Annotated in this window: 25 protein-coding genes and 1 pseudogene; 19 read left to right on the forward strand and 7 right to left on the reverse strand. The window is 42.2% G+C overall.

Features of this window, described 5'->3' with window-relative positions:
• Positions 1–9 precede the first annotated feature (9 nt).
• From G4407_RS10895 to G4407_RS10910, 4 genes are all read right to left on the reverse strand, one after another.
• Positions 10–1,482 carry a Y-family DNA polymerase gene (locus tag G4407_RS10895; protein WP_173688893.1) on the reverse strand — a complete coding sequence of 491 codons (1,473 nt, stop codon included), beginning with the start codon at positions 1,480–1,482 and terminating at the stop codon, positions 10–12.
• 44 nt (positions 1,483–1,526) lie between these two features.
• The gene (locus G4407_RS10900) at positions 1,527–1,799 is read right to left on the reverse strand and encodes a hypothetical protein (protein WP_173688894.1); all 273 of its coding nucleotides are present in this window, start codon (positions 1,797–1,799) and stop codon (positions 1,527–1,529) included.
• A gap of 12 nt (positions 1,800–1,811) precedes the next feature.
• Positions 1,812–2,711, reverse strand: coding sequence for an XRE family transcriptional regulator (locus G4407_RS10905; protein ID WP_173688895.1), 900 nt, complete (start codon positions 2,709–2,711; stop codon positions 1,812–1,814).
• Between the two features lie 340 nt (positions 2,712–3,051).
• Positions 3,052–3,504: a hypothetical protein gene (locus tag G4407_RS10910; RefSeq protein ID WP_173688896.1), complete on the reverse strand. Its 453-nt coding sequence runs from the start codon at positions 3,502–3,504 to the stop codon at positions 3,052–3,054.
• A 90-nt stretch (positions 3,505–3,594) separates the two neighbouring features.
• Between G4407_RS10910 and G4407_RS10915 the strand changes: the two genes are divergently transcribed.
• The 5 genes from G4407_RS10915 to G4407_RS10935 all read left to right on the forward strand — a co-directional run bounded on the left by G4407_RS10915 (position 3,595) and on the right by G4407_RS10935 (position 7,109).
• On the forward strand, positions 3,595–4,734 hold the full coding sequence (locus G4407_RS10915; RefSeq protein ID WP_173688897.1) for a serine/threonine protein kinase: 1,140 nt from the start codon (positions 3,595–3,597) through the stop codon (positions 4,732–4,734).
• An 83-nt stretch (positions 4,735–4,817) separates the two neighbouring features.
• Entirely contained in the window at positions 4,818–5,027 is a 210-nt protein-coding gene (locus tag G4407_RS10920) for a hypothetical protein (RefSeq protein ID WP_173688898.1), read from the forward strand.
• Positions 5,028–5,405: 378 nt separating this feature from the next.
• A complete protein-coding gene (locus G4407_RS10925; protein WP_173688899.1) occupies positions 5,406–6,548 on the forward strand; it encodes an AAA family ATPase in 1,143 nt (380 codons plus the stop codon).
• Positions 6,529–6,891, forward strand: a complete 363-nt coding sequence (locus G4407_RS10930) for a hypothetical protein (protein ID WP_173688900.1) — start codon at positions 6,529–6,531, stop codon at positions 6,889–6,891. Before G4407_RS10925 ends, G4407_RS10930 begins: the two co-directional genes overlap by 20 nt.
• A gap of 41 nt (positions 6,892–6,932) precedes the next feature.
• A complete protein-coding gene (locus tag G4407_RS10935; RefSeq protein WP_173688901.1) occupies positions 6,933–7,109 on the forward strand; it encodes a hypothetical protein in 177 nt (58 codons plus the stop codon).
• 94 nt (positions 7,110–7,203) lie between these two features.
• On the opposite strand, the gene G4407_RS10940 is transcribed toward G4407_RS10935, so the two are convergent.
• Positions 7,204–8,583 (reverse strand): aldehyde dehydrogenase, encoded by a 1,380-nt coding sequence (locus G4407_RS10940; protein ID WP_173688902.1) that lies wholly within the window; start codon positions 8,581–8,583, stop codon positions 7,204–7,206.
• A 326-nt stretch (positions 8,584–8,909) separates the two neighbouring features.
• Here G4407_RS10940 and G4407_RS10945 point away from each other — a divergent pair, with 326 nt between their 5' ends.
• Positions 8,910–9,440, forward strand: a complete 531-nt coding sequence (locus G4407_RS10945; RefSeq protein ID WP_173688903.1) for a DUF3877 family protein — start codon at positions 8,910–8,912, stop codon at positions 9,438–9,440.
• Between the two features lie 285 nt (positions 9,441–9,725).
• The gene (gene murI / locus G4407_RS10950; protein WP_173688904.1) at positions 9,726–10,508 is read left to right on the forward strand and encodes a glutamate racemase; all 783 of its coding nucleotides are present in this window, start codon (positions 9,726–9,728) and stop codon (positions 10,506–10,508) included.
• A gap of 392 nt (positions 10,509–10,900) precedes the next feature.
• On the opposite strand, the gene G4407_RS10955 is transcribed toward murI, so the two are convergent.
• Positions 10,901–12,637, reverse strand: a complete 1,737-nt coding sequence (locus G4407_RS10955; protein WP_173688905.1) for an Rqc2 family fibronectin-binding protein — start codon at positions 12,635–12,637, stop codon at positions 10,901–10,903.
• Between the two features lie 196 nt (positions 12,638–12,833).
• Here G4407_RS10955 and G4407_RS10960 point away from each other — a divergent pair, with 196 nt between their 5' ends.
• The 9 genes from G4407_RS10960 to G4407_RS11000 all read left to right on the forward strand — a co-directional run bounded on the left by G4407_RS10960 (position 12,834) and on the right by G4407_RS11000 (position 21,295).
• Positions 12,834–13,712: a YicC/YloC family endoribonuclease gene (locus tag G4407_RS10960; protein WP_173688906.1), complete on the forward strand. Its 879-nt coding sequence runs from the start codon at positions 12,834–12,836 to the stop codon at positions 13,710–13,712.
• A gap of 69 nt (positions 13,713–13,781) precedes the next feature.
• Positions 13,782–14,405 carry a guanylate kinase gene (gene gmk, locus G4407_RS10965; RefSeq protein WP_117556048.1) on the forward strand — a complete coding sequence of 208 codons (624 nt, stop codon included), beginning with the start codon at positions 13,782–13,784 and terminating at the stop codon, positions 14,403–14,405.
• Between the two features lie 16 nt (positions 14,406–14,421).
• Positions 14,422–14,664, forward strand: coding sequence for a DNA-directed RNA polymerase subunit omega (gene rpoZ / locus G4407_RS10970; protein WP_022220478.1), 243 nt, complete (start codon positions 14,422–14,424; stop codon positions 14,662–14,664).
• Positions 14,665–14,808: 144 nt separating this feature from the next.
• On the forward strand, positions 14,809–16,149 hold the full coding sequence (rimO, locus tag G4407_RS10975) for a 30S ribosomal protein S12 methylthiotransferase RimO (protein ID WP_173688908.1): 1,341 nt from the start codon (positions 14,809–14,811) through the stop codon (positions 16,147–16,149).
• Positions 16,146–16,688, forward strand: coding sequence for a CDP-diacylglycerol--glycerol-3-phosphate 3-phosphatidyltransferase (gene pgsA / locus G4407_RS10980; protein ID WP_173688909.1), 543 nt, complete (start codon positions 16,146–16,148; stop codon positions 16,686–16,688). The genes rimO and pgsA overlap by 4 nt, the downstream gene beginning before the upstream one ends.
• Position 16,689: 1 nt before the next feature.
• A complete protein-coding gene (locus G4407_RS10985; RefSeq protein WP_173688910.1) occupies positions 16,690–17,940 on the forward strand; it encodes a competence/damage-inducible protein A in 1,251 nt (416 codons plus the stop codon).
• A gap of 19 nt (positions 17,941–17,959) precedes the next feature.
• Positions 17,960–19,435 (forward strand): GNAT family N-acetyltransferase, encoded by a 1,476-nt coding sequence (locus tag G4407_RS10990; RefSeq protein WP_173688911.1) that lies wholly within the window; start codon positions 17,960–17,962, stop codon positions 19,433–19,435.
• A gap of 99 nt (positions 19,436–19,534) precedes the next feature.
• Complete coding sequence (locus G4407_RS10995; protein WP_173688912.1) at positions 19,535–20,227, forward strand: iron-sulfur cluster assembly scaffold protein; 693 nt, start codon at positions 19,535–19,537, stop codon at positions 20,225–20,227.
• A gap of 57 nt (positions 20,228–20,284) precedes the next feature.
• Positions 20,285–21,295, forward strand: a complete 1,011-nt coding sequence (locus G4407_RS11000; protein ID WP_008375150.1) for a GGGtGRT protein — start codon at positions 20,285–20,287, stop codon at positions 21,293–21,295.
• 180 nt (positions 21,296–21,475) lie between these two features.
• On the opposite strand, the pseudogene G4407_RS11005 reads toward G4407_RS11000, so the two are convergent.
• Positions 21,476–21,691: pseudogene (locus tag G4407_RS11005) on the reverse strand (transposase); the annotation flags it as partial.
• 313 nt (positions 21,692–22,004) lie between these two features.
• Here G4407_RS11005 and G4407_RS16585 point away from each other — a divergent pair.
• From G4407_RS16585 to G4407_RS11020, 3 genes are all read left to right on the forward strand, one after another.
• A complete protein-coding gene (locus G4407_RS16585) occupies positions 22,005–22,925 on the forward strand; it encodes a peptidylprolyl isomerase (RefSeq protein WP_243868839.1) in 921 nt (306 codons plus the stop codon).
• A 156-nt stretch (positions 22,926–23,081) separates the two neighbouring features.
• Positions 23,082–23,714 carry an IS607 family transposase gene (locus tag G4407_RS11015; protein WP_173688933.1) on the forward strand — a complete coding sequence of 211 codons (633 nt, stop codon included), beginning with the start codon at positions 23,082–23,084 and terminating at the stop codon, positions 23,712–23,714.
• Positions 23,668–24,831 (forward strand): RNA-guided endonuclease InsQ/TnpB family protein, encoded by a 1,164-nt coding sequence (locus G4407_RS11020; protein WP_173688913.1) that lies wholly within the window; start codon positions 23,668–23,670, stop codon positions 24,829–24,831. Before G4407_RS11015 ends, G4407_RS11020 begins: the two co-directional genes overlap by 47 nt.
• Positions 24,832–24,877: the final 46 nt, after the last annotated feature.

The raw sequence follows: 24,877 nt of genomic DNA on the forward strand, positions 1-24,877 counted from the left end.
TTTCCCTCCTTATGTGGCTTTATGACCGCCTATCTGCTGATTTCTTTCCCTCATCGTTGCACCATCCAGATAGTTGGTTCCCTTCAGAACAGCGTTCTTGCCGAACTTCTTCTTAAGTCCCAGCATTGCATTTTGCAGCTTTTTCTCTTTTTCCAGTCTGGTCGTGTCCGTGAACAGGTCAACTTGGAAGAATCCCTCATCCTTGACCACACGGTTGGCGGCTATTGTGATTCTTCGTACTGTTAGTTCTTTATTTATGATTTGGTCGAACAGCTCAGTTGTGGCAGAGATCAGGATGCTGCCAAGGTTGGTCGGATTATCCAGTTTTGCGCTGCCATGAGCACCCTTCGGAACAGTGCGGCCGTAGTGATCGATGTGTACCGGACCTTTATACTTACCGCTGTCACAGTTTTCCCGGTCATAGCCAACATCCAGTGTCAGGCTATCCGTTACCAGTCCTTTGTCCGTCAGCTGTAATACCAGGCTGTCAGCCATCTCCATGACAATGATTCTGGCTTTGTCGTATGGGTAAGGGCAGGAGAGAACCTGTCCCTCGGAGATGCTGCTGGTGCTGGGTTTGTAGGCTTTGATTTCTTTCATGCCGCAGGGTTCCTGACCCCAAGCATGGTCGATCAGCAGTTCGGCATCAACGCCGAATTCCTTATATAAGATATCCTGATTGACAGTGCTGAAATATGCCAGTTCACCCATTGTATGGATGCCGTGTTTTTCTAATCGTTTGACGGTGCCGGGACCAGTCATCCAGAAGTCTGTGAGCGGCTTGTGATCCCAGAGGAGATAGCGGAAGATCTCTTCATCCAGTTCAGCGATACGGACCCCATCCTTGTCCGGCGCAGTGTGCTTGGCGGTGATGTCCATTGCCAGCTTCGCCAGATACAGATTCGTACCGATCCCGGCAGTGGCTGTGATGCCAGTCGTATAAAGCACTTCCCGGATCATTGTCATGGCAAGGTCGTGTGCAGTCATATTGTAGTGGGATAGGTATGAGGTGGCATCGATGAACACCTCGTCGATACTGTAAACCACAATATCCTCCGGGGCAATGTATTTCAGATAGATGCCATAAATTTGCCGCGACACCTTTTCATAATATGCCATCCGGGGCGGTGCAACAAGGTAAGAGAGTTCAAGTGATGGGTCGGCGGCAAGGGATAAGGAATCATAGGAGGCCGAGGAGAAGGATGGCTTACCGTTCTTATACACAGCCTTTCTTAGTCGTACCGCTTCCCTTAACCGATTCGCATTGACCTCGTTGACCTTCTGCACGACTTCGAACAGTCTGGCGCGACCCGGAATACCATAGGCTTTCAGGGAAGGAGACACAGCAAGACAGATGGTTTTCTCTGTGCGGGAGGAATCCGCCACGACCAGATTTGTGGTAAGCGGGTCGAGGTGTCGAGCGGCGCATTCCGCACTCGCATAATAGCTTTTAAGATCTATCGCAAGATATGTGCGTTGCATCGTGTAATTTCCTCCTTTCCGACTGTGTTCTCATAATATTGCGGTTAATGTCCGGTTCTCTCGACAAACCACCGGCCTAACCGTCCGTTGAAGCGCGGGTCGAGGCGTTCAAAGAACAGGTGCTTTTCCTGCCCCTGTATGAGCACAGTAAAACAGTCACCGGAGTAACCGTTATCGGCAGTCCCGGCGGGACGGAAGTCGCGCACTGTTTCGATTGGGAAGATACGTCCATCCGACCAGGTGATCGATGTCGGCTGCATAAAACCGGTTGGGTCGAATGTAGAATCGACTTTTACATAGACTTTTTCTTTATTCATGATGGGCACCTCTTACAGCAATCCATACTTCTTCTTGAATTCCCGGACTTCCTGGGCTTTTACTTCTTCAAGTAGAGGAATGTCATCATCAGCAGGAAGTTCCAGCGGGCTTACCTTTCCGAGAACCTTACCGACGATTGTGACATGATCATCTTCAGACTTTTCACCGTAGGGGAGTGCCTTATTTAAAGAGTAGAGTTTGTGGTTCAGCATCTGCTTGATGACGGCACCATCTGCAGTAGAGCAGATAACAATATCACCATCTTCAATAGACTGAGTATACTTTACATATACCAGATCGCCATTATGATACTGTGGTTCCATACTTGCACCGGATACACGAATCAACGCATCAGCAGATTCGTTGTATCCGTTTTTCTTTATAAACATATACTCCGGTGGTGTGTCGATAAAAGCACAGCCGGAACCTGCGGCAGCAGGAGTAGACTGCAACTCGGATAGGAAATAATTCTCGTCCAGGTATCTGTCACGGGCATCCTGCTCTTCACCCATGACGGATTCGATCATCCGGTCTACGATGCGCTGGCCGACGGGACTCAGTTTTCGGTACTGTCCGAACACAACTTTTTCATGGGAAGACAGCTGGGAACCGTTTGGCAGAGCAAATAGCTCATAAAGAGGAATTCCGAGCATACTGCAAAGAACCCGGATGGTTTCCACTTCCGGGCGGGCACGGTCATTTTCCCAGTTTGTGATAGTGTTACGCGACACTCCCAGAAGCTCCGCCAACTTTGGCTGGCTCAGTTCGTTTTGCGTTCTGTACTTGCGGATCACTGCACCGAATGCAAATTCAGGCTGTTCGTTTTTATCTGTCTGTGAAAAGTGAACAACAGAGCTGGAAGTAGATGATCGTTTTACAGTAACAACGGCTTTTTTTGATTGTTTAGCCATAGTGTTTCCTCCTTGGTCAGACCGTTCTGCTCAATATCTGACAGCCTTATAATAGCACAACATTATTGTGCGCTCAAGAGGAGCTAAATGGAAAACAGATAAAAATATTGTGCGTTGCTATTGGAATCAGGTTTCAGGTTGTGTATAATTGAGATAAAACGAATGTTCTGAGGGGCGATAGGATTGCACTATGAGATATTGGATACTAATGTAGCGCAGGGGGCCGGAGCAGTTGGAGAATGGAAACTTTACGGAAAAAGGTTTCATGGTATCACTATTTGCAAATGATACTGTGAAAACTTTTTACATAAGAAACCAGACAAGGGAACAATCATCCAGATTAAAATGGACTTTCCAGTCCATTTTCACTAAGAAACAACCCAACTTCTGTCACGCTCTTACACTTTCGATTGATGCAAATGATAATTCCGGAATCAACAGGGATTTTAGGATAAAGTTGTGAGCATCCTGCAAGAGTAAGAGCTTTTTGCGTTTCTTTTAAGGTCATATGCGCACCAATGCAGAAAGCGACTAATTTGTATTTTGTTGGATGTTTTGTACCGTTGCAGATTGGATAGACGTAGTTTCTACTCAGATTAGAATCCTGGATAATAACAGAAGGGGTGATATCCGGGTGCTGAAAAAAGTAATCATCGATATAATCCTTAAGAGAAAGATAGTTCTGTTCATTTTTTTGGTGATTTAAAAAGGTTGTATAGGATTTTTGACCTTTAGAAATTTCGTCTAATTCCTGAAATAAAGCAGTCGTTCTGGTTTCATTTTTCGGGTTCATAGTAAAGCTCCTTATTGTAGATAAAAGTAAAAATAAATGTTATGATTATCATAAAGGATTTTTACAGAAATAACAAGAGGTGAGGGTGGTATGACATTAGAGGAACAATGCAGATTGTCTTATTATAAAAAGATAGCAGATATCAGTACACATAAAAATGTGATTCTGGTGCAGCATGTGGAGAACGGGCATATTTTTGTGATGAAGGAGCAGGAGGTTTACTGCAGGGAAGTCTATGAGTATCTGAAGGATTGTGGGAATCCGCATATTCCTAAAATTATCGAATGTGTGGAAGATAACGGAAAGCTGATAATTGTAGAGGAATATGTGCAAGGAGAGTCTCTGGCAGAGCATTTGGAAGAAAAAGGAGTCTATTCATTGGAGGAGGTCTGCCGTTTGATGCTGACAGTTTGCGATGTATTAGAGCATCTCCATAATCTTCCGCAGCCTGTTATACACAGGGATTTAAAGCCGGAGAATATTTTGATACAGGAAAATGGATATTTGAAAATTATTGATTTTAATACAGCAAAGCAATATGAGGATGGTAAAGATAATGATACTGTTATTATCGGAACCAGGAAATATGCCGCACCAGAGCAGTTTGGGTTTAGTCAGTCAGATGCCAGAACGGATATATATGCAATGGGTGTATTGATGAACTATTTGCTTACAAAAAGATATCCGGACGAGTATTTGTATATAGCTGAAAGTCCCAGAGAAAAAGTGATGTCTGGTATTATACGGAAATGTACAGAGTTTTCACCGGACAGCAGATATCAGACTGCGACAGCACTGAGAGAAGAACTTCAGAAAGTTTTATCATGGACAACCAATCGTTATTTTTATAATGCAGAAAAAACAGGGGTAGAAAAAGTTCCACGAAAGGGACGGTGGATGAAGCCGTTTTTACCGGTTGGTTTCCGGACAGGAACAATCTGGAAAATGGTATCTGCAATATTAGGATATTATTTTATTTTCTGGCTTGGTATATCATTGGAGGTCACGCAAAAGGATGGTAATGCTGTTACAGGATTTGCTTTGTGGAGTAATCGGCTGGCATTTCTTATCTGGGCATTATTGACGGTTGCATTTTACGGAAATTATCTTGGTTTACGGAATAAATTACCTTTTATGGAGCATAAATATCTTCGGTGGATCGGATATTTTTTGTGGCCGATGGTATTTCTGATAGTGGTTATTTTGATCATTATACCAATCAGTAATTAGAGAGGTATTGTGTGCTGACAGCACACCAAAGAAAATGGCATAAGTGATACACTTTCTTTAACAACAGAAAGGGGGTGTTACAGATGCCAAGTTATATTATTAACAGAGAAAAGACGGATGGTCGTTACAATGAAGTGCATACTACAACATGCGGACATAGACCGGCAGCATATAATCAGGTAAGCCTAGGGTGGCATGCTGATGAGATTGATGCGGTAGCTTATGCAAAAAGAAATGGTTATCCGGATGCGGATGGTTGTTATTATTGTTGCGAGAGAGCACACCGCGGATAAGAAAGGAAGTTCGGCAGCAGTTCTGGAAAGGATTGCTGCCGAATTTGTATAGTGAGTATGATATGAAGTCAATACGGACACAAAAATTTTTTTAACCATATATTTAGAAAGTCTGGTTTTCGTTGAATGAGTAGAATAGGACTTGGATTTTCTACCGGAAAGATTAACCCATTTAAAAAATAGCATTTTTTCAGTTGGTGCGGGGAAATCTGATCAAAACATGTGGTACTCCTTTCGATGAAAAAGTTAATCAGTTATTTATTTTATGATAACATGGAGAATTTTGTTTAAAAAGTGAGCACTTGTATAAAATAAATGTATATGATAAACTATAAGCGTAAAAAAATTACGATCAAAATTAAAAGAAAGGGAAAAAATATGTTAAAACGAGTGATTGCTAAGAATTTCAAGTGTTTTAAGAATGAAACTATTTTTGATTATACAAAAACGAATTATAAATTATTAGAGCAAAATACGGAAGGAAAGAACTTGAAAGGAGTGCTTTTTGTAGGAGATAATGCTTCAGGGAAAACAACAGCATTACAACCAATAAAGCTAATGCTGGATTTATTGTTTAAAGATAGAGATATATCATTGGTAATGTATAATTGTCTTTTTTCAACGGAGAAAATAACAAGTTTACAATTTGAATTTGATGTAGACAATCATGAAATTAAATATGAATTTTCTTTTGATAGAAATGTGTTTATAGAAGAGAGATTGACAGTTGATGATCAAATAGTGATAGAACGTGTAAAAAAGAATGTAAGATTACAATTAGAAGAGGAAAAGTCTTTTCACGAAGTAGATGATACTTTACTTTTCTTAAAACGAGTTTATTTTAGTACAAAATTTGCAGGAAACAAAATACTGATTCAGTGGTTTGATGAATTAAAAAAATCAGTGTATATCAATGCATATTCGAGAAGAATTGTATCGTATAACGGAAAAAGCCTTTCTGTAAATAAATATCTTGAGGAGAATGGAACAGATCATATAAATAAGTTTTTTGAAGACAATAATTTTCAATTTGCTATTCAATATGAAAAAGTTGTTGAAAAAGAAGGGCTACGTTTTGAATTAGATGAGAATGAAGGGAAAATGGTATTTTTTGAAAGACAGGGAATAGAAACACCACTCCCTATATTTATGGAGTCTACGGGAAACCAGACACTTATTAATATATTGCCAGCTATTCTTTCTGTTGTAGAAAACGGAGGAATGTTGTTAATTGATGAATTTAGTAGTGGATTGCACAATAAATTAGAGGAATTACTTATTAGATATATTATGAGAAATGGAAAGGGTATGCAGTTATTTTTTGTATCACATTCAACGAACTTATTGTCAAATTCCATTTTGAGACCTGATCAGATTTATGCAGTAGAAATGGAAGGAAAAGAGGGAAGTAAAATAAAACGTTTTTCAGATGAGCAGCCAAGAGCGGCACAAAATCTTGAAAAAATGTATCTGAGCGGAGTGTTTGGGGGAGTACCTGAGTATGGAATTGATAGAAAATAAACGTGTTGGTAAAGTGTTGCTGATTGTTGAAGGAAGTAAGCATGAATTTAGTTTGATGAAAAAAATATTTGTAGATGTGCTTGGATATACGCAAATTGAAAAAAGGCGTGAAAGAGAAGAATATTATGTTCGGGAAGGAGATAAACATAGTATAGTTGCTGTTGTTAATACAAAAACATCTAATATTTCGTCAATTAATAGTGAAGAATATTTGGATCAAATATATGAAGAGTTGATCGAAAAGTATGAGTTTGATATTGATAATACAGCTATTTATTATTTATTTGACCGTGATCGGATGCGAAAAAATATATTAATGAACATGCTAAGACTATTTCAATGAATAAAATATGTAAAGCAAATATTATACATGCAGGGGTGAAAATGCTGAAGTATCTAGAACAAAAGAAAATACCTCTTGATTTAGATGAATTTAACAATACGAATGGTATGGTTTTTGATGAACAGGAAAAAATTTTTCGGGAATCTGATACATTTAGAATATTGTCTATGATTTCCTGTGTGCTTATGGATTTAGGAGTACTAATACAAAGGGAATAATGAATTTGAAAAGGATAAACTGAGATGCTGTTTGTTAAATGATATGTGTGGATGGTTAATTTTTATCTGCTGGGAAGTCCTCCCCGCGCTAATCCTAGCGCAGGAAGCCTCTCAGCATTTTCTCTTTCCAGAACCGGTACTTCTGGTACCGTACTGGCAGATCCATCCAGGTCTTTTTATCTACAACACTTCTCTGATGGGTAAAACATGCAAATCCATCCTTTCCGTGATAGCATCCCATGCCGCTTTCTCCGACACCGCCAAATGGCATCTGGCTGGTAGCAAGATGGATAATGGTATCGTTGATACATCCACCACCAAAATGACATCTGGCAAGGACTTTCTTTTTCACAGCAGAATCTTCAGTGAAAAGATAGAGCGCAAGCGGGTGCGGATGAGCTTCAATCTGCCGGATCGCATCATCCAGGTTCGAATAAGTAAGCACCGGAAGAATCGGTCCAAAGATTTCTTCGCCCATAACCGGATCGTCCCAGGTGACATTTTTCAGGATCGTAGGTGCAATGCGCAGGGCAGATGGATCGGACTCACCGCCACAGACTAGCTTATCGGTGGCAATCAGGTTCTGCAGCCGGTGAAAATGTTTTTCGTTGATGATTTTCCCATAATCCGGATTTTGCAGAGGCTGTTTGCCGAATTGCCGGTGGATTTCTTTTTCCAGTGCCTGAAGCAGCTGGTCGCGAATGGAAGCATCGCAGAGGATATAATCCGGAGCAACGCAGGTCTGTCCGCAGTTGAGATATTTTCCGAATACAATCCGTCTTGCAGCGAGTGGGATTTTCGCGGTGGAATCTACGATACACGGACTTTTTCCGCCAAGCTCCAGAGTGACAGGAGTCAGGTATTCGGCAGCATGACGAAGGACTTCTTTTCCGACCGTTTTTCCGCCGGTGAAAAAGATCTTGTCAAAACGCTGGTTTAAGAGTGCCTGATTTTCTTCTCTGCCTCCGGTGATCATTGTTACATATTCTGGCGGATAACATTCGGTGAGAAGCTGGCTCAGAACCTGACTGGTGCGTGGAGCGTAGGCGCTTGGTTTCAGGATGACTGTATTTCCGGCGGCGAGCGCATCGATCAGTGGCTCTAAAGTGAGCAGTACCGGATAATTCCAGGGACTCATGATCAGCACCGTTCCGTATGGAGATGGCGCCTGAAAGCTTCTGGCGGCGAACTGCGCCAGTGGAGTCGGCACGGTTTTGCAGCGCATCAGCTTTGGTAAATGCTTTTGCATCCAGGTAAGTTCAGAAAGTGTCAGCCCGATTTCGCACATATAGCTTTCCATCCGGCTTTTTCCAAGATCCGCCTTTAGCGCTGTGTACAGATCTTGTTCATGGCGTTTGAGTGCAAGTTTTAGCTGTTCTAATTGTTTTAATCGAAAAGAAAGCGGAAGTGTTGCGCCGGTCGCGTAAAATTCGCGCTGCGCGGTGATCCGTTCTTTGATTGTCTGCTCGTCCATAGTTTTAACCTCCTCATATCTGAATATTTAAGTTTTATTTTTTGCTCAATAAATGATGCTTTTCTCTTTAAATAAGGTTTTCATGTAGAAAGTAATTTTACTATTGGAATGATAAAATTTTATCGGAGGGAAATAGTTGTTGAGACTGATTGAATGCATAGTAAATTCCCTTGATCATAGAAAATAACTTATATTTCCTTTATGATAACGAAATTACAGGAATTCTTCAACGGTGTGAGTGGCGAAAATGAAAAGAATGTGCTAAAATATCTTTGTTTGCAGAAACAGACAGACATTATCTTACCAAGACAGGAGTTTTAATATATATGGGATACGAGCGTTTGGAAAAAAGTTTAATCGATCTGGTGAAGGAAGAACAGGCAAAGCTCGGATATCGGAAAGAGATGATCCGGCTTTATTATCCGCTCAGTTCACTGAATCATTTTATGGAGGCGAATGCAGATGCGGAAGAGATGCAGGAACTCCTTGCAGATTTTCCGAAAGCAGCAGAAGATATTTTCGGGGAAGTCGGAATTACACATGTAAAGGACCGTTTTTGCTTTGCTTTATCGGACAAGGCATCCGAATATGTGCATGCAAATATGAAGCCGAATGAATTTATCAAAGAGCTGGTGGAGCTTGTCGCAAAGCATGGCTGCACGATGGAAGAGATCGAAGCACTGTTCTGTTCACATTCGGACAGGATTGTGACAGAACCGATGGACAATGGAGAATTTGACCGGATGATCCGTTTTGAAGAGGGCGAGGACAAGTATTATTACTGCTTCAAGGATGAAGGATGCCATATCATTTATCACCGTTTCCTTCCGGAAGATTATGCAGATTTTGATTTTTAAGTCGAGTAAGGATTTATACGGATTTTGACTTTTTAAATCAGATGATGATGTTGGGGTCAAAAGATATTTTGCCCCCTTTGATACCAGATTGCTACGTGCTTTGCACTCTCGCAATCCTCAAAAACATTCGTAATCCGCTCATTTTTCTTAAAAAAATGACTACTTACTCATGTTTTTGGCGGGTCAAGAGGTCAAAAAGCCTCTTGCAAGCAAGCTTGCATCGGCTTTCTGACCTTTTGACCTTGGTATCATCAGATAAGACAATAAGAAATCGAGGTAACACCAATGAAAATCGGAATATATGATTCAGGAATCGGCGGACTTTCAGTGCTTCACCGCGCACTGAAAAAAATGCCGGAAGCAGAATTTGTATATTATGCGGATACAAAGCATGTTCCATACGGAGAAAAGACAAGGGAACAGATCAAAGGATATGTAGAAGAGGTTCTGAACTTCCTGATTGCGCAGGATGTCGATGCAATTGTGATCGCCTGCAACACGGCAACCAGCGTGGCAACCAAAGAATTCAGAGGCGAATTTGCCATGCCGATCGTCGGCATGGAACCGGCAGTCAAGCGTGCGCTCAAACTCTATCAGGATATGCAGAAACGGATCCTGGTAACAGCAACTCCGGTTACGATCGCCGGAGAAAAACTGCACAACCTTCTGGAACAAGTAGACACCGAGCATGAAGTCGACCTTGCGCCCCTTCCAAAGCTGGTTCGCTTTGCAGAAGCCGGAAGATTCCAGGATCCGGAAATAGATGAATACCTAAAAAACAGCCTTCAGGACTATACCCTCAACCAGTACGCCGCAGTCGTACTCGGCTGTACCCATTTCAATTACTTCAAACAGTCCTTCCGCAAAATCTTCCCGGGAGAAATCCACTTCGTAGACGGCAACGAAGGCACCCTCCGCCAGCTAAAACGAGTTCTCCCGGAAGAAACCACCCCGGGAGAATCAGGCAAAGTCACTTTCTACTTCTCCGGAGCCCCAGCCGATGAGGACGGAATGCAAAAAATTCAGGCATGCATGGCACAGTTAGATAAAGTATACGAGATCAAGTAAATACTGATATCGAATTATTAAAAAAATACTAAAACCAGCCAAATAGTTCCAATGAAAAATATAAGAACTGGTTGGCTGGTCTTTATATAATCAAACTTCTAAAAATCCAAAAAATATTTTCATAAAACTTTCACCATCAAAGTACATCCCCGCCACAGCACCATGATTCACTTCTGGCATTCAGGAACACTCAAGTGTATTCAATAAATTCGAGCGCCGCCAGAGAAGAATAAAATCCGCCACATTCCTATCTTGTGCAATGGAGATGAGACTCAAGAATCGTGGAAGCCTTTGCTGAACACGATTCTCGCCCTAAGAGGCTCATCGGAATGGTTTGCACAACTTGGAATGTGTCGGATTTTATTCTTCTCTGGCGGTGTCACAACCCATATTTACAACACTTCCTGTATCCCGGAAATATCACTATCTATCATCATCGAGTAATTTGTATAGTACACCACAAACCCCGGCTTGCTTCCATTCGGTTTCTTAACCTGCTTTTTCTCCACATAGTCAACCTCCACCTTTTCAGCCCCGGAATTCTTCGAATAATGTGCCGCAAGTCTTGCCGCCTCTTCAAAAGTACGGTCCGGAAGTTCTTCCCCGTTAGTTTTGACGATGACATGGGAACCCGGTGCCTTTTTCGCATGGAACCACCAGTCCCCGCCATTTGCAAAATGGAAGGTCAGTTCTTCGTTCTGAAGATTATTTTTTCCAACATACATATGGAAACCGTCCGAAGAAATATAGTGGAACGGTTTGCTTGTGATCTTCACCTTTTTGGAAGACTGCTTTCTGCGGATAAATCCACTTTCAATCAGTTCTTCCTTGATCTGGATCAGGTCGTCCTCACTCCGCGCAATATCCAGTGACTTGCTGACAGATTCCAGATAATCAATCTCATCTTTGGTCTCTTTGATCAGCTCGGACAGTGCTTCAAAAGTACGTTTCTGCTTATTGTAGCGGTCAAAATATTTTTTTGCATTTTCCTGTGGCGTTTTCTGTGGATCCAGCGGAATTTTGATCATTTCGTTAGTATAATAATTGAGTGCTTCCAGTTCTTTTGCACCATCCTCCAGATTGTAGCCGTAGGTGTGGATCAGCTCGCCGTATACCTTGTATTTATCACGGTTTTCCGTATCGCGGAGCTGTTTTAACTGCAGGTCATATTTCTTACGGTTTCGTTCAAGTGCCGTCTGTACTACACGGCGGAGATCCGAAGATTTCTGACGGATCCGGGTGATCAGATCACGGGAAGAATAATAAGTTCGGATGACTTCAGAAATCGAGTCAAAGGATTTCACCTGATAGTTGGAAAAGTGGGTGAGTGGAAGAGAGGAGAACTCTTTTGGCTCATTTCCTTCATAATAAATAGCAGGAGAGAATTTTCTTTCTGTCACCTGCTCCATAAAATAGGTAAATTGCCGGTACAGGTGGGAAAGCAGATCGGCAGACATCTCAGATGCCGGAATGGAAGAATCAATCCCTGCGAGATGACAGATCTCTTCGGCGACAACCGGACTGATCCCGGTAAAACTGTTGTAGATCGCTTTGCCGACAGGCATCGGTTTGGAGAGTAATTCCTGTGTGAAATTCTCTTCCGGAATGTCAAGCGGATTCTCCTTTTTCATGGTGTCCGGGATAAAATATTCCCTGCCCGGAAGGACCTCACGCACAGAGCTCATCTGAGCAGAAACATGCTTGATACTGTCGATGATCATTCCCTTTTCATTGCAGAAAATAATATTGCTGTGTTTGCCCATGATCTCAACGATCAGGGATTTGCGGCACAGATCTCCAAGTTCATCCAGGTGCTCGATCTCGAAGCGGATGATCCGCTCCAGGGAAGGCTGGGAAATGCCTACGATGCGGCCATTTGCAATATGTTTTCTCAGAAGCATACAGAAATTCGGCGCAGTCATAGGACTTGGTTTGTTATCTCTGGACAGATAGATCAGCGGCAGGGATGCACTTGCGGAGATGACCAGTCGCACCTGCCCTTTCGCAGGTTTGATCGTGAGAAGCAGTTCGTCATTTTCCGGCTGTGCGATCTTGGCGATTCGTCCGTTCAGGATCGTATCATTTAATTCTTTTACGATATTTGAAATTGTAATTCCATCAAAAGCCATTTTAAAAATTCACCTCATATTTATCCGTGAATATGCCAGGGCACATTCTTTTTTCAATGGGCTCATTATAGCATAGAGAGGCATAGATAGACAAGTGAAAATGCCCCGTCACCCGGTTGACGAGTAAGTGTAAATGAACTATAATAATCGATAGTAAAACGGCCCTTAAAAGGTCAGTAAGAAGAGGGAAAATCAAATGATAAAAAGTATGACAGGCTTTGGACGGTGTGAGATCGCCGAAGCAGACCGCAAATTTACCGTAGAGATGAAAGGGGTTAATCACCGTTACCTGGATGTGAATATCCGTATGCCGAAAAAGCTCAATTTCTTTGAGTCGGCACTCCGCAATCTGCTCAAGCAGTACGTGCAGAGGGGAAAGATTGATATTTTCATCGGGTATGAAGATATGACAGAAAGCCAGATGACTTTAAAATATAACCAGAAGCTGGCAGAAGAATATATGGAAAGTTTTAAACAGATGGAAGAACACTTTGGCCTGGACAATGATATCCGGGTATCCACACTGGCACGTTGTCCGGAAGTGCTTACGATGGAAGAACAGTCCGCAGATGAAGAGGAACTCTGGAACGGACTTGAGAAGGCAATGAAGGGTGCCTGTGAGCAGTTCGTACAGACCAAGACAGCGGAAGGTGAGAACCTGAAAAAGGATATCATCGGCAAACTGGACGGTATGCTGGAGGTTGTCGGAAAAGTGGAAGAACGCTCGCCACAGATCGTTGCCGAGTACCGTGAGAAGCTGGAAACAAAGGTGAAAGAGCTTCTGGAAGATACCCAGATTGATGAGGGAAGGATCGCCGCTGAGGTTGTGATCTTCTCTGACAAGATCTGTACAGATGAAGAAGTGGTAAGACTGAAAAGCCATATCAAGCATATGAAGGAAACTTTGGAACAGACCGAAGGAATCGGCCGTAAGCTTGATTTTATCGCTCAGGAGATGAACCGGGAAGCGAACACGATCTTATCCAAGGCAAATGATCTGGAAGTATCGAATTACGCGATCGATCTGAAGACCGAGATTGAAAAAGTACGTGAACAGATTCAAAATATTGAATAAAGCTTTGAAAAATGTAAAAAGATGTGTTAAAATAACATTTCAATGTCTGAGTATGCAGGAGAACTGATTATGAGAGAAAAAAAGGGAATCCTTATCGTAGTATCCGGATTTTCCGGAGCCGGTAAGGGAACATTGATGAAAAAGCTGATGCAGGACTATGATAATTATGCATTATCAATCTCTGCAACCACGCGTCAGCCTCGTGTCGGGGAAGAAGACGGAAGAGAGTATTTTTTCAAAACCAAAGATGAATTTGAAAAAATGATTGCGCGTGATGAGCTTATAGAGTATGCTAGATATGTAGAAAATTACTATGGAACTCCGAAACAGTATGTTATGGAGCAGTTAGAAGCAGGCAAGGATGTGATCCTTGAGATTGAGATCCAGGGAGCACTGAAGGTGAAAGAAAAGTATCCGGATACCCTGCTGATGTTCGTGACTCCGCCGAGTGCGCAGGTACTGAAAGACAGACTGGTAGGACGGGGAACCGAGACCGCAGAAGTGATCGATTCGAGAATGAAGCGGGCAGTAGAAGAATCACAGGGCGTAGAGAAGTACGATTATCTTGTGATCAATGATGACCTGGAGCGCTGCGCAAAAGAGATGCACAGTATTATTCAGGGTGAGCATGACCGGGTGAGCCGGAATGCTGACTTTATAGATGATATCAGAAAAGAACTGAAGGAACTGTAAGAAAGGAGCAGAATTTATGTTACATCCATCATATACCGATTTGATGAAAGTAGTAAATCAGGACGTGGAAGAAGGCGCAACTAAGATTGTCAACAGCCGTTATTCTATCGTTCTTGCAACAGCAAAGAGAGCGAGACAGATCATTGACGGCGAGATGCCGCTTGTTCCTGTTAAGGACGGCGAAAAGCCGCTTTCTATTGCAATTGATGAGCTGAACAGTGGAAAGATCAAAATTATTGCAGAAGACGCTGATAAATAAAAGAAATTCCAATACCCTGCAGCTTTCTGCGGGGTATTTCTGGGATATGGGTATTTTTATAAAAGAATATGCGCGGATGTAAAAAGCGTGTCTGGCATATTCTTTATCTGAACTAGAAATTATGCTTGAGGAGAAAGTTATTTTATGAATATATTATTCATTTCGTTAGGCTGTGACAAGAACCTTGTGGATTCGGAGGTCATGCTTGGGATTCTTGCAAAGGACGGTCATCAGATGGTGGACGATGAGACAATGGCAGATGTCATTATCATTAACACCTGCTGCTTTATCCATGACGCAAAGGAAGAGAGTATCCAGAATATTCTTGAGATGGCAGAACTGAAGAAGACCGGCAGATTAAAAGCCCTGATCGTAACAGGATGTCTTGCACAGAGATACAAAGAAGAGATCATTCAGGAGATTCCGGAGGTTGATGCGGTTCTCGGAACGACTTCTTATGAAGAGATCGCACACGTGATCGATGGAATTTTAAGTGACAGTCCGATGGAGCGCGGAGATGTACGCATGACCATGAAGGATGTGGATTATCTCCCGGTGACAGACACACACCGTATGGTGACGACCGGCGGACATTTCGCTTATTTGAAGATCGCAGAAGGCTGTGACAAGCACTGTACTTACTGTATTATCCCGAAGGTGCGTGGAGATTTCCGAAGTGTACCGATGGAGCATCTTCTTAAGGAAGCGCAGGAACTGGCAGACGGAGGTGTCAAAGAACTGATCCTGGTAGCACAGGAGACGACTATGTATGGAACCGATCTGTACGGAGAGAAGAGACTTCCGCAGCTTTTAAGAGAGCTCTGTAAGATCAACGGACTTCGCTGGATCCGTATTTTATACTGCTATCCGGAAGAGATCACAGACGAACTGATCCAGGTGATCAAAGAAGAACCGAAGATCTGTCATTATCTGGATCTTCCGATCCAGCATGCAAGTGACGGTATCCTGAAGAGAATGGGAAGACGTACTTCTAAAGAACAGCTGATCGAGACAATCGAAAAGCTGCGCCGTGAGATTCCGGATATTGCACTTCGCACGACATTGATTACCGGATTCCCGGGAGAGACACAGGAACAGCATGAAGAGCTGATGGATTTTGTGGATCAGATGGAATTCGACAGACTTGGCGTATTTACTTACTCACCGGAAGAGGATACTCCGGCGGCATCTATGCCTGATCAGATCCCGGAAGAAGTCAAAGAGGACCGTCAGGCAGAGCTCATGGAACTTCAGCAGGATATCGTATTCGACCAGGCAGAAGACCGGATCGGGGAAGAACTGCTTGTGATGATCGAAGGCAAGGTAGCAGATGAGAATGCCTATGTGGGAAGAACCTACCGGGATGCGCCGAATGTAGACGGACTTATTTTTGTGAACACATCGGAAGAGCTGATGTCGGGAGATTTTGCAAGGGTAAAAGTGACCGGATCGGCAGATTATGATTTGATAGGAGAGTTATTATGAATTTACCAAATAAGTTAACGATTTTACGAGTGATTTTAATTCCGTTTTTTGTAGTGTTTATGTTATTTGATATTACCGGAGCAGCAGACAAATGGATCGCACTTGTGATTTTCTGCGTTGCCAGCCTGACGGATATGCTGGATGGAAAAATTGCAAGAAAATACAATCTGGTAACGAACTTCGGTAAATTTATGGATCCGCTCGCAGATAAGCTGTTGGTATGTACTGCGCTGATCTGCCTGACATCTATGGACAGACTGAATGTCATTGTTGTTCTGGTGATCATTGCCAGAGAATTTATCATCAGCGGATTCCGTCTGGTTGCTTCCGACAATGGAATCGTCATTGCGGCAAGCTACTGGGGCAAATTTAAAACCGTATCACAGATGGCACTGATTATTGTGTTGATCATGGATCTGGGTGGTGTGTGGAATATTGTAGGAACAGTCCTTACATGGGTGGCACTGATCCTGACAGTCGTTTCACTGATCGATTATATCGCAAAGAACAAACAGGTATTAACACAGGGAGGCATGTAAAATGGTTGTAGAGCTGATTTCTGTCGGCACTGAAATTTTACTTGGCAACATTGTGAATACAAACGCAGCATACCTAGCAGAGAAATGTGCTCTGCTAGGTTGTTCTTTATATCACCAGACTGTTGTCGGCGACAATGAAGAGCGTATGGAAGAAGCAATCCGCCAGGCAATAGAGCGCGCTGATATCGTAATTCTGACAGGGGGACTTGGACCTACCAAGGATGATCTGACAAAAGAAGTAACTGCAAAGGTATTTGGCAGAAAACTTTATATGGATGAACATTCCAAGGCACGAATCCGGGACTATTTTGAGAAGATTAAGAGCAAAAAGGTGACAGAAAATAATTGGAAGCAGGCGTTGGTTCCGGAAGGCGCGATCGTGATCGACAATCTGAACGGAACGGCACCTGGACTGATCCTGGAGGATAAAGAGCGCGGCAAAGCAGCGATCCTGATCCCTGGGCCTCCGAATGAGATGAAGCCGATGTTTGAACACGACATTGCACCGTACCTCAATAAAAAGCAGCCGGAGGGAATCTATTCCCATATGGTAAAAGTGTGCGGGATCGGGGAAAGCCGGGCAGAGACCATGGTTGCGGATCTGATGGATGCACAGACCAATCCGACGCTTGCGCCTTATGCAAAGACAGGAGAGGTACATTTCCGTGTGACGGCAAGAGCCTGCTCGGAAGAAGAGGCGGAGAAGCTGATGCAGCCGATAATCGAAGAGATGAAGAAGCGTTTTGGGGATGCCGTATATACGACAGAGGAAGAGGTGACTCTGGAAGAGTCGGTGATCCGTCTTCTGGAAGAGAAGAAGATGACTGTGACAACAGCAGAGTCATGCACCGGCGGGAAGCTTTCAGGAAGACTTCTGAATGTATCAGGAGCGTCAAATGTATATAACGAAGGCTACATCACCTATGCCAATGCATCGAAAGAAAAAATTCTTGGTGTGAAGCATGAGACACTGGAAACCTACGGGGCAGTCAGTGAACAGACTGCAGCAGAGATGGCGCTTGGAGCAGCAAAGGCGGCAGGTGCGGATGCGGCGCTTAGTGTAACCGGAATCGCAGGACCTGGCGGCGGTACAGCGGAAAAACCGGTCGGACTTGTGTATATCGGATGTGCGGTAAATGGAGAGGTAACGGTAAGAGAGTACCGTTTTACCGGCAATCGTGAGAAGAACCGGGACTATGCGGTTGCACGTGCGATCACACTTTTGAGAGAAGAGCTTTTAAAGAGGGCATAAAAAGACGAGGTAAAGACAAATGATCATAAAAAGACTAAACACCAGCCGGGAAGTTGTGGCAGGTCTGCATCTGGTATGGGATGTATTTATCAGAGAAAACGCCGGCTCCTGTACACAGCAGGGAATCGAAGAATTTGCCCGCTTCATCAAGATGGAGAATTTCATGCCGCTTGTGGAAAGAGGAGAGATGATCGTCTTTGGCGTGGTGGAAGGACAGGAGCTGGGCGGTATCGGAGCGGTACAAAGTGACGGGCATATTTCCCTTCTTTTTGTCCGTCCGGATCTGCGAAGAAGAGGGATTGCAAAGGCGCTTGTAAATGAAATGTGCAGATTCTGTACGATGCAGCTTGCCCTGATGCGCATAACCGTCAATGCATCGGTTGTGAGTACGGAGGCTTATCATCATATGGGATTCCGGGATCTGGCACCGGTTCAGGAAAAAGACGGGATCCGGTTTGTCCCGATGGAGCTTATGGTATCACCGGCAAACGTAAGACCTTCACATTATGGAAAGAAGCATACCGGACTCTTTATCGGAATTGCAGTAACGGCGGTTATTTTTCTGATTTTCCTAGGGCTTCTTTTCGGAAAGATCATCATCAATTTCTCAAATGCTGACAGAAACCGGCAGGATTCATCACAGATCTTTGAATATGATCCAAACGGGGACGGAAGCTTCGGGGATCTCTTTGGCGGGGATGAAAGCGGAGAAAATGGTGAAAGTGAAAGCTCTGAAGAGGCGCAGGGAATCGAAGCGATCGAGGGCTATGAAGCGGAGAATCTGCCGTATACGATCACGGAGGAAAATTATACGTATTTTTCCAATGGAAATAAAGGCGAATATCCGATGCAGTTTGATGTCAAATATCCGCAGATCACAGGTGTGGAAGGCGAAAATATTGACAAGATCAATGAAATGCTGAAAGACTGTGCGATGAGTACAGTAAATACTCTGTATCTGGATCCGAGTGATTCCATGAAAGAGAAAATGCTGGAAGAATCGGATCCATTTATGGCAAGCCTTGTGACCTATAGGGTTTCTTATGCAGGAGAAGATTTTATCAGTGTGGCATTCAATGATATTTATTATGCAGGAAATACTTCTTCCCAGTACTGTGACCTTCGTACCCGCAATATCCGTATTTCGGATGCAAAGCAGTTTGAGGTGTCGGATATTGTGGATCTAAGTGATGCATTTATGCAGGACTGGATGAAAAAGATGAAGGGCGAAGCACCATCTGCAGAGGTGTTAAGTAATGTGAAATTAAATGATTTCCGCCAGATTTTAAATGGTGAAATCCTGGAGAACCGGTATTTTGATGCGTTCTTTGTGGACAAAGACGGCATTGAAATTGGAATCACTTATCACTATCCGGGAGACGGAAAAGAATCATCTGCGGAGAGTGGATGGATCACAGCGCCGTTTAATATGAAAGAAATAATTGAATATAAAACGGACAGTGAGTTCTGGAATCTTGTACAAAGTAACAATTGACGAATGTCGAAAATTGTGCGAAAATAAATACATATGGTGTTAAAACAATCACAAACGCCTTATAAAAGAAAAACAGTTGTATTTGAAAGGAGTTTTAACATGATTTATTCACATGAAGTAGAAATGATGTGTCCGGTAGCTCAGGGTGCAAACCACGGACCAGCTCCAATTCCGGAAGAAGCAAAATGGGTAAAGGCTAAAGAAATCAAAGATATTTCCGGTCTTACACATGGTGTCGGCTGGTGTGCTCCACAGCAGGGTGCATGTAAGCTCACTTTGAACGTTAAAGATGGTATTATTCAGGAAGCACTTGTGGAGACAATCGGATGTTCAGGAATGACTCATTCCGCAGCTATGGCTTCAGAAATTCTTCCAGGAAAGACTATTTTGGAAGCACTTAACACAGACCTTGTCTGTGATGCAATCAATACAGCAATGAGAGAACTTTTCTTACAGATCGTATACGGAAGAACTCAGAGTGCATTCTCAGAAGAAGGACTTCCGATCGGTGCAGGACTTGAAGACCTTGGTAAAGGACTTCGTTCACAGGTTGGTACAATGTACGGAACTCTCGCAAAAGGACCACGTTACCTGGAAATGGCAGAAGGTTATGTAACAGGAATCGCTCTTGATGATAAAGATGAGATCATCGGATACCAGTTCGTAAGTCTTGGAAAATTCACAGACTTTGTCAAAGCAGGCGATACTCCGAACGAAGCTTGGGAAAAAGCTAAAGGACAGTACGGACGTGTAGCTGATGCCGCTAAGATCATTGACCCACGTAAAAACTAATTACATAGATAGTTGAACGGGTTATATAGGCAACAATATTTTCAGGAGGACAATTAAATGGCTTTATTTGAATCATATGAGAGAAGAATTGATAAAATCAATGAAGTTTTAAACAGCTATGGCATTGCTTCACTCGAAGAAGCTGAAAAGATCACAAAGGATGCCGGACTGGATGTATACAACCAGATCAAAGGCATTCAGCCAATCTGTTTTGAAAACGCATGCTGGGCTTATATTACAGGTGCAGCAATCGCAATCAAAAAAGGATGTACAAGAGCAGCAGACGCTGCAGCAGCAATCGGAGAAGGTCTTCAGGCTTTCTGTATTCCGGGATCTGTAGCAGATCAGAGAAAAGTAGGTCTGGGACATGGTAACCTTGGAAAGATGCTTCTTGAAGAAACAACAGACTGCTTCTGCTTCCTTGCAGGACATGAATCATTCGCAGCTGCTGAAGGTGCAATCGGTATCGCTGAAAAAGCAAACAAAGTTCGTCAGAAACCTCTTCGTGTTATCCTGAACGGTCTTGGAAAAGATGCTGCAAAGATCATTTCAAGAATTAACGGATTCACATATGTTCAGACAGACTATGACTATTATACAGGAGAACTGAAAGAAGTTCAGAGAATCGCTTACTCTGACGGACTCCGTTCTAAAGTAAACTGCTACGGTGCAAATGATGTACGTGAAGGAGTAGCTATCATGTGGAAAGAAGGCGTTGACGTTTCTATCACAGGTAACTCTACAAACCCGACACGTTTCCAGCATCCGGTTGCAGGTACATACAAGAAAGAATGCGTAGAAGCAGGAAAGAAATACTTCTCAGTTGCTTCAGGTGGTGGTACAGGACGTACACTTCACCCGGACAACATGGCAGCAGGACCGGCTTCTTACGGTATGACAGATACACTCGGACGTATGCACTCTGATGCACAGTTCGCAGGATCTTCATCTGTACCGGCTCACGTAGAAATGATGGGTCTTATCGGTGCAGGTAACAACCCGATGGTCGGAATGACAGTCGCTGTTGCTGTAAGTATCGAGGAAGCTCACAAAGCTGGTAAATTCTAAGAAATTTATTTACAGGGCGTGTGAAAAAACGAAAGTTTTTTCATGCGTCCTTTTGTTTTTGGATGCGACAGTTGTTATATTTTATAAAAAAGTGTATAACTCCCCTTACCCCATAAGAATGCTATTATGAAATCCTATGCGGCAGTTGCAACTTTTTTTCTGTTTGTTATGATATTTATAAAGATTACACTGATCCTCCAGTTCACGCAATGATATATAGCCATGCGTCATGAATCCAAACAAAACTGTTTTCAGCATGCTGACCGGGTCATATCTGAGTCTTCCTGTATAATGATGAGGAATATTTTTCAGATATTTCTCCAGTTCGATTCCTCCCATAAATCTGTCAAAAGTCAGCACCGGATCACAAATGTCCAGATAATCTTGAATTAGCATTGGCAAAACTGCCTGTTTGGGGTTAGAATAGATTATGTTATTAATTTTTTTCACAAGTTAATTATAACAGAAAGAAAGACCTTGAGTTCATTATAAACTCTTGGTCTTTCTTTTTTTCGGGACTTTTTTCACAGCCCCTTTTTTTTTTCTGCAAAAACATGAAGATATTTGTTCCTGTTATAATAAAAATCTTTGTTGTAAAGATTGGAGTCGCAAGTTAATATATGATACATATGGCGGAATGAAGAGATCTATTTTCTGTAAAAAAGTATAATGAGAATATGAGTATCCGTAAAACGAAAGGAGATAGAAGATGAAGATAAAATCAGTTGCAGTTTTAGGTGCAGGGGCGGTAGGCTCCTATGTGATCTGGGGACTTTCACAGAAACCGGAAGTCCGGCTTGGCGTGATTGCCGAGGGAGAAAGAGCGGATCGTCTAAGGAAAAATGGATGTGCGATTAATGGCAGGATTTACCATCCGGAGGTGTGGTCACCAGAAAAAGCACATAATGTGGATCTGCTGGTGGTTGCTTTGAAATACGGTTTACTGGAAGGCACATTGAAGAGTATACAAAAAACAACGGGTGGACATACAGTGGTCATGAGCCTGATGAATGGAGTCGACAGTGAAGAAATAATCGGAAGAACAGAGGGCACGGAGCATGTCTTACCGGCACTGATCAAAGCGCTGGAAGAGAAAAATGATGGTAAATTCAATTATACCGGGAATCAAAAACCAATCATCGAAATAACTGTAAATGAGAATGCTGTGATACACTTTGAACTCTGGCCGGAAATCGCACCGATTGCCTGCGGAAGTGTTATGCAGCTCGCAGAGAAGAAAATATTTGACGGAAGAGCCATTGAACGTCTGGAACCGGGATTTGTCCTCCAGCCACTGTTTTTTGATGGTGTTGATCCACAGATCGATATCATGGTCGAACCGGAATTTAAAACCAATCCTGAAAATGCCAAAATCGTTTTTGAACGGGGGATTGTTGCCATGGCAGGAGATCCAGAGAACAGTTCTGGCAGCCAGTACTATATCACCCTTGCTGCTTCTGAGAGATTGAATGGTAATTTCACTGTAATCGGAAAAGTGATCGATGGCTGGGATGAGATTGAACGACTGGAACATGTAGAAGTAGAAGAAGCCATTGAACCGCAGTCAGGATTTGTCTATCACAGACCGGTAAAAACCGAGATGATCACGAAAGTCAGATGCATAAAATAAATCCTTCAACAACGGAGATGTGTTATACTATAACCAGCATGTATTGAAAAATACAACATAATCCAAGGAGGATTTTTAAGTAATCGATAACATTGATATTAGTGATTAAATGTGTCAAAATGTGCTCATGGAGGTATTGCTATGAACACATCGAATATCACTAATTATAAACCAAAAGATTTTGCTGAATTATTAGGTGTCTCTGTGAAAACATTACAGCGTTGGGACAGGGAAGGAACGCTAAAAGCGAATCGAACTCCAACTGACAGGCGTTATTATACTTACAACCAATATCTTCAATTCAAAGGCATAGATACAGAGAATGATACTCGACAAGTTGTTATTTATGCAAGAGTTTCTACAAGAAATCAAAAGGATAATTTACAGAATCAAGTATCGTTTTTACGTCAATTCTGTAATGCCAGAGGAATGATTGTAGACCAATGTATTGAAGATTATGGCAGTGGTTTAAACTATAACCGCAAAAAGTGGAATCAGCTGTTAGATGAAGTAATGGAACAAAAAATTAAAACCATCATAGTTACACATAAAGACAGATTTATCAGATTTGGATATGACTGGTTTGAAAAATTCTGTATGAAGTTCAATACAACTATAGTGATAGTGAACAATGAAGAACTATCACCGCAAGAAGAACTTGTACAGGATATTGTATCTATACTTCATGTTTTTTCCTGTAGATTGTACGGACTTCGTAAGTATAAAAAACAAATAGAAAGGGATGAAGAGATTGCTAAAGAGCTTCAAGACGGAAATCAACCCAACTGAAGAACAGAAAGCCCGAATCCGCAAGACGATAGGCACTTGCCGATATGTTTATAACTTCTACCTTGGTCACAACAAAGCCCTGCATGATAATGGTGAAAAGTTTATGACTGGTAAGAGCTTTAGTCTATGGCTTAACAACGAATACATTCCAGATAATTCTGACAAAACATGGATCAGGGAAGTGTATTCAAAAGCCGTAAAAAAGTCTATCGAAGATGGATGTGCTGCTTTTACAAGATTTTTTAAACATCAGAGTGATTTTCCTAAATTTAAAAAGAAAGGTAAATCTGATGTGAAAATGTATTTCGTCAGAAATAACCCAAAGGATTGTCAATGCGAAAGGCACAGACTTAAGATCCCAACTCTGGGCTGGGTCCGTATCAAAGAAAAAGGATATATCCCAACAACAAAGGATGGATATATGATCAGAAGTGGTACAGTGTCTGTTAAGGCTGGCAGATTTTATGTTTCTGTTCTTGTAGAGATTCCCGATGTCAATATTAACAATAACTTAAACGATGGAATCGGTATAGACCTTGGGCTAAAAGATTTTGCTATTATTTCAAGTGGAAAGACATACAGGAACATCAACAAATCGGCAGGATTAAAGAAACTTGAAAAACAACTGATCCGGGAACAGAGAAGTCTTTCCCGAAAGTATGAAAATTTAAAGAAAGGAGAGTCCACTCAAAGAGCAAATATACAGAAACAAAAGCTTAAGGTACAAAAACTTCATCATAAAATGGATAATATCCGTACTGATTACATTAACAAGACAATCGCTGAGATAGTGAAAACCAAACCGTCTTACATAACGATTGAAGATTTAAATGTAAAAGGAATGATGAAAAACAGGTGTCTTTCAAAAGCTGTTGCATCTCAGAAGTTTTATGAATTTAGAAAAAGGCTTAAAGCCAAGTGTGATGAAAAAGGCATTGAATTAAGGGTAGCAGATAGATTTTATCCATCTTCAAAGACATGTCACCATTGTGGTTCTATCAGGAAAAATTTAAAGCTTTCAGATAGAATTTACAGATGTGAATGTGGCTATGTTGCAGACAGGGATCTCAATGCGGCACTTAATTTAAAAGATGCTAAAACTTACAAGATTGCATGATTAAAAGCAAATGTAAGTATGTACCGAAGGCTATTTCGGGAATTAA

The organism is Allocoprococcus comes, from assembly GCF_013300725.1.
Lineage (GTDB): Bacteria > Bacillota > Clostridia > Lachnospirales > Lachnospiraceae > Allocoprococcus > Allocoprococcus comes_A.

What these genes read in the sequence shown, in the direction of transcription:
- G4407_RS10895 (WP_173688893.1), bottom strand. Translation starts at nt 1,482, where the DNA reads ATGCAACGCACATATCTTGCGATAGATCTTAAAAGCTATTATGCGAGT.
- G4407_RS10900 (WP_173688894.1), bottom strand. Translation starts at nt 1,799, where the DNA reads ATGAATAAAGAAAAAGTCTATGTAAAAGTCGATTCTACATTCGACCCA.
- G4407_RS10905 (WP_173688895.1), bottom strand. Translation starts at nt 2,711, where the DNA reads ATGGCTAAACAATCAAAAAAAGCCGTTGTTACTGTAAAACGATCATCT.
- G4407_RS10910 (WP_173688896.1), bottom strand. Translation starts at nt 3,504, where the DNA reads ATGAACCCGAAAAATGAAACCAGAACGACTGCTTTATTTCAGGAATTA.
- G4407_RS10915 (WP_173688897.1), top strand. Translation starts at nt 3,595, where the DNA reads ATGACATTAGAGGAACAATGCAGATTGTCTTATTATAAAAAGATAGCA.
- G4407_RS10920 (WP_173688898.1), top strand. Translation starts at nt 4,818, where the DNA reads ATGCCAAGTTATATTATTAACAGAGAAAAGACGGATGGTCGTTACAAT.
- G4407_RS10925 (WP_173688899.1), top strand. Translation starts at nt 5,406, where the DNA reads ATGTTAAAACGAGTGATTGCTAAGAATTTCAAGTGTTTTAAGAATGAA.
- G4407_RS10930 (WP_173688900.1), top strand. Translation starts at nt 6,529, where the DNA reads ATGGAATTGATAGAAAATAAACGTGTTGGTAAAGTGTTGCTGATTGTT.
- G4407_RS10935 (WP_173688901.1), top strand. Translation starts at nt 6,933, where the DNA reads ATGCTGAAGTATCTAGAACAAAAGAAAATACCTCTTGATTTAGATGAA.
- G4407_RS10940 (WP_173688902.1), bottom strand. Translation starts at nt 8,583, where the DNA reads ATGGACGAGCAGACAATCAAAGAACGGATCACCGCGCAGCGCGAATTT.
- G4407_RS10945 (WP_173688903.1), top strand. Translation starts at nt 8,910, where the DNA reads ATGGGATACGAGCGTTTGGAAAAAAGTTTAATCGATCTGGTGAAGGAA.
- murI (WP_173688904.1), top strand. Translation starts at nt 9,726, where the DNA reads ATGAAAATCGGAATATATGATTCAGGAATCGGCGGACTTTCAGTGCTT.
- G4407_RS10955 (WP_173688905.1), bottom strand. Translation starts at nt 12,637, where the DNA reads ATGGCTTTTGATGGAATTACAATTTCAAATATCGTAAAAGAATTAAAT.
- G4407_RS10960 (WP_173688906.1), top strand. Translation starts at nt 12,834, where the DNA reads ATGATAAAAAGTATGACAGGCTTTGGACGGTGTGAGATCGCCGAAGCA.
- gmk (WP_117556048.1), top strand. Translation starts at nt 13,782, where the DNA reads ATGAGAGAAAAAAAGGGAATCCTTATCGTAGTATCCGGATTTTCCGGA.
- rpoZ (WP_022220478.1), top strand. Translation starts at nt 14,422, where the DNA reads ATGTTACATCCATCATATACCGATTTGATGAAAGTAGTAAATCAGGAC.
- rimO (WP_173688908.1), top strand. Translation starts at nt 14,809, where the DNA reads ATGAATATATTATTCATTTCGTTAGGCTGTGACAAGAACCTTGTGGAT.
- pgsA (WP_173688909.1), top strand. Translation starts at nt 16,146, where the DNA reads ATGAATTTACCAAATAAGTTAACGATTTTACGAGTGATTTTAATTCCG.
- G4407_RS10985 (WP_173688910.1), top strand. Translation starts at nt 16,690, where the DNA reads ATGGTTGTAGAGCTGATTTCTGTCGGCACTGAAATTTTACTTGGCAAC.
- G4407_RS10990 (WP_173688911.1), top strand. Translation starts at nt 17,960, where the DNA reads ATGATCATAAAAAGACTAAACACCAGCCGGGAAGTTGTGGCAGGTCTG.
- G4407_RS10995 (WP_173688912.1), top strand. Translation starts at nt 19,535, where the DNA reads ATGATTTATTCACATGAAGTAGAAATGATGTGTCCGGTAGCTCAGGGT.
- G4407_RS11000 (WP_008375150.1), top strand. Translation starts at nt 20,285, where the DNA reads ATGGCTTTATTTGAATCATATGAGAGAAGAATTGATAAAATCAATGAA.
- G4407_RS16585 (WP_243868839.1), top strand. Translation starts at nt 22,005, where the DNA reads ATGAAGATAAAATCAGTTGCAGTTTTAGGTGCAGGGGCGGTAGGCTCC.
- G4407_RS11020 (WP_173688913.1), top strand. Translation starts at nt 23,668, where the DNA reads ATGAAGAGATTGCTAAAGAGCTTCAAGACGGAAATCAACCCAACTGAA.